Origin of the sequence: Phormidium sp. CCY1219, assembly GCF_035615515.1 — a bacterium.
Lineage (GTDB): Bacteria > Cyanobacteriota > Cyanobacteriia > Cyanobacteriales > Laspinemataceae > CCY1219.
This window is the reverse complement of the sequence record NZ_JAJENT010000890.1, coordinates 1-3621: the sequence shown is the minus strand read 5'-3', so window position 1 is coordinate 3621 and position 3621 is coordinate 1. Positions and strand designations below refer to the sequence as shown.

General features: G+C 48.7%; 4 protein-coding genes. 1 reads left to right on the top strand and 3 read right to left on the bottom strand.

Features of this window, described 5'->3' with window-relative positions; all coding sequences use genetic code 11:
* From LKK83_RS29195 to LKK83_RS29185, 3 genes are all read right to left on the bottom strand, one after another.
* Positions 1-532 (bottom strand): biotin/lipoyl-binding protein (locus LKK83_RS29195; protein WP_324634979.1); only part of this gene is annotated, 532 nt, incomplete at its 3' end.
* A 184-nt stretch (positions 533-716) separates the two neighbouring features.
* On the bottom strand, positions 717-1202 hold the full coding sequence (locus LKK83_RS29190) for a GbsR/MarR family transcriptional regulator (RefSeq protein WP_324634978.1): 486 nt from the start codon (positions 1200-1202) through the stop codon (positions 717-719).
* 662 nt (positions 1203-1864) lie between these two features.
* Entirely contained in the window at positions 1865-2341 is a 477-nt protein-coding gene (locus tag LKK83_RS29185) for a helix-turn-helix domain-containing protein (RefSeq protein ID WP_324634977.1), read from the bottom strand.
* Positions 2342-2765: 424 nt separating this feature from the next.
* Here LKK83_RS29185 and LKK83_RS29180 point away from each other — a divergent pair, with 424 nt between their 5' ends.
* On the top strand, positions 2766-3593 hold the full coding sequence (locus LKK83_RS29180; RefSeq protein WP_324634976.1) for an aldehyde dehydrogenase family protein: 828 nt from the start codon (positions 2766-2768) through the stop codon (positions 3591-3593).
* The last annotated feature ends 28 nt before the right edge of the window (positions 3594-3621 follow it).

The window sequence follows — 3621 nt, the reverse complement described above, 5'->3', positions numbered from 1 at the left end:
TCACTCGCGCGCGGGCTTGTTCGAGGCGGGCGCGGGCTTGGGCAATTTCTTGCGGACGATTACCGGCGCGCAGTTGGGCGAGTTGGGCGCTGGCGCGCTCGACTCTGGCTCTGGCTTGCATGACTTGGGCTTTGAGATCGTCGCTTTCCATGCTGGCGATGATTTGTCCGTCTTCTACGCGATCGCCTTGTTCGACGTAGAGTTGGGCGATTCGTCCTGCGGTTTTCGGGGAAAGGTTGACGCTTTGTATCGGGCGCACGGTACCGCTGGCTTGAATCCGCACGGTGAGGTTTTGGTTGTCTGCGGGGACGGTTAGGGTGGCGAGTTCGTCGGTTTTCGGTTGGGCGTTTTGCAGGGCAAAGTAACTGGTGGTGCCGATGCCTAATAATGCAACCGCAAGGAAGGCGATCGCAATGGATTTCCTGCGCCGCTTGGATTTAGATTTTTTTTCGGGCGGTTTCCCGGGCTGGGGGGGTCGTTTGTTATTTTTTTGTAGTTCTTTTTCTTGTTCTACGGTGGTTTGCCGTTGCATGGGCGTCCTCCTGATAAGTGGTGGGAGATGAGCCAATATGTTTTGCGCTGTTTTCACCCAAACGACAGTTCAAAAAGGGGGTCGGTTTTGGGATAAGCTATGTTATGGGTAGATTTAGGGACATGCCAGTTTTTTGCCGGGAGGATTGTGGAAGGGTTTGTTAAAGTGGCGCTCAAAACCGGGTTTAGGGGTTATGGTGTTCTTTTTCCCAGCGATCGCTCAACCTCGGCAATTCTCGCTCGAAAAACGCATGAAAATCCCGCAGTTCTTCTAGTCTGAGCCGATGCTCCGGTTTTTTGTCCTCCAGTAGTTCTAGTCCTTTTTCGGCAAGTTCCCGCAGGGCTTTAATCTGGGCGATTCGTTGCTCGATTAGTTCGGACCACGCACCCAGTTTGATGCAGTAATAGTCTCGACGCTCTCCCGGCAAGCTGAGTCGCTCGACAATACCTGTTTGGATTAACAAGCGAGTCATGGTGCTGATCGACCCTTTGCTGGCTTGCAACCCTTCGGCAAGTTCGGTAAGCGACTGATGTGGCGGATCGGCGATTAATAACCAGCCCAATATCCGCCCTGCCATTCTCGGTAAACCCATCAACTCGAATAACAGCCCGACTTCTTCCACAAAACGTTTGAGTTCAAACTGTCGCTGTTCGTTATTCAAGGTAGACATCCTGGGAATTGTCTTTTTATCTCTTTTCTCAATTCTAGCATTGTTTTAAACGTTCAGTATTTTCTGAACGAACTAAATTGTCGCGCCAGTTGTGGGGGCGATCGCAGTAGCAAACGGGAGAAGTGGCTCGAGTAGCTATTGACAAATGGGCAGAAATATGGTAAAGATTTTCGGTGGCGATACCTCTCGTTCCCTACAGTTCCCTAATTAAAGGGAGGTTCACCCTTTGCAATCTCACGGCGATACAGGTACCTGCGGGAAATTGGATTAATTTTTGAAAAATGGGATAAAATATTTTATTCATTAGTTTTACGGGTATTTTTGGCAAGCGAAGATAGGGAATACTCCTGTGAGTATTTTCCATAAAAATTGAATTCCCGTTAATTAATGTGAGTGAAATTATGTCTGGATGCTGTGGCGGGCAATTGATTTTTCTCGATTGGGCTTGGGGACAAAATTTTTATGCACCGATAAAGCAATCGATATTGCGGTGTTCGATGATGGGGAAAATTCGGTGAAAGCGCAGCAGAAATTTCCCGCCTCCATTCCAAGAATGATTGAGACGAGTCATATAGGCACACCAGTGGATGGTGAGGCCAAAAATTGGGACCAAAGCCCTTTTAGGCTAATGCCAATTGCCTAATTTTCCATGCTCAATTCGCTCATCCAGGCTCTAATACCCAGCGAGGGTCGAGGGCGATGGGCATTCCTTCCACATCATAGACCGTTAGCTCTGCAAAAGTTTCGATCCAAACGGTTGCCCCGCAATCGAGAGGCTTATTCGGTTGATAAACCAATCGACTTGGGCCGTGAATTTCCACCTCGGAACCCTTGGCCAAATTGCGAGAGCCGCGTTTCACCGAAACCACAGGTTTTTCAGTGGTTTGGTGCTTTTTGTTGTACGCGATATTGTGGCGATTGATGTGAATGTTGTAATTCGCGCAGTGCGGCTGGGTTGCCCAGCGGGGTTTTGGACCGCGCGTTCCCTTTTTTACACGGGGTTGTCCTTTATAGAGAGGAATGACCCAAGCGCGGGCGATTTTCCGCGCTCCTTGGATCCTTCCTTCTTCTAACCATCTTCGGACTCTTCGAGCGCAAACCTGCAAAAGAGTCGCCGCTTCAGTAGTTCCAACAAACATAGAAAAAACTATTCCGACTATCGGAATAGTTTAGCCCCAAAGGCGCGATCGCCGCAATACCCCCTTCCAGAAACTCCCCCTGGTCTCCTACTGGAGACCTCCTCGGGGGGAAATTATTGCCCAGTGCCCTCGGGTGGTACTTGGGGATGGTGTAAATCTTCCCCAGCCATAGCTCGTCTCAACCCGCGACGGACGACTGTTGCGATTGAGAAGCTCGCTTAACATCGAAGGTAATTTGGGTCAATCTTCCAAAGGTAAGATATTTTTTATAAAAAAAATAGGCAAAAATTCACAATATCGAGCGAACATTCTCTACAGTTAGTTAGAGATATTTTAAAACTCGCTCAAAATGGCAATTTTGGCTTGAAAACACTATATTTTAAATACAAAATAGTAACCGAAGAGACAAATAGGGGGGAAAGCTATGGTAGTGGCTACCACACCAGAAAAAGCTGTAAATATTGGTTCAACCAAACTGCTTATTAATAATGAGTGGATAGAAAGCGTTTCTGGCAAAAGATTTGAAACCATCGACCCTACGAATGGGGAAGTCATCTGCGATGTAGCCAAAGCAGATAGTGCTGATGTCGATCGCGCAGTGGAAGCAGCGCGCCGAGCGTTTACCAGCAGAGATTGGCCGAAAATGTCAGCCACCAAACGCGGCGAATTGCTCTACAAGTTAGCAGACTTGATGGAAGAGCATAAAGAAGAACTGGCGCGATTGGAAACTCTTGATAATGGTAAGCCATTAAGCGATTTTTTAAACAAGGATTTGACTTTAGCGATCGCCTGCTATCGTTATTATGCAGGTTGGGCGGATAAAGTACATGGTAAAACCATTCCCATCAACGAACCTTATTTCTGCTATACGCGACAGGAACCAGTAGGCGTGGTCGGGCAAATTATTCCGTGGAATTTCCCCTTGTTAATGCAAGCGTGGAAGCTAGCATCGGCTTTAGCAACGGGCAATACTCTTGAGCTGAACACTGCAGAACAAACACCTCTCTCGGCTCTGGGAGTGGGCGAGTTAATTGTAGAAGCCGGTTTCCCGTCAGGAGTGGTCAATATTTTACTGGGTTACGGACCGACTGCTGGGGCGGCGATCGCGCGTCACCCGGATATTAATAAAGTGGCTTTTACCGGTTCGACTGAGGTGGGTCACCTGGTGATGGAAGCAGCGGCGCAAAGCAATCTCAAGCGGGTTAGTTTAGCTTCTCGGCGGGAAGCCCCGCGCTCTACCCGTGCTTGGTGAGCGTCGGGATGAGAGCCAGGGGAAATGG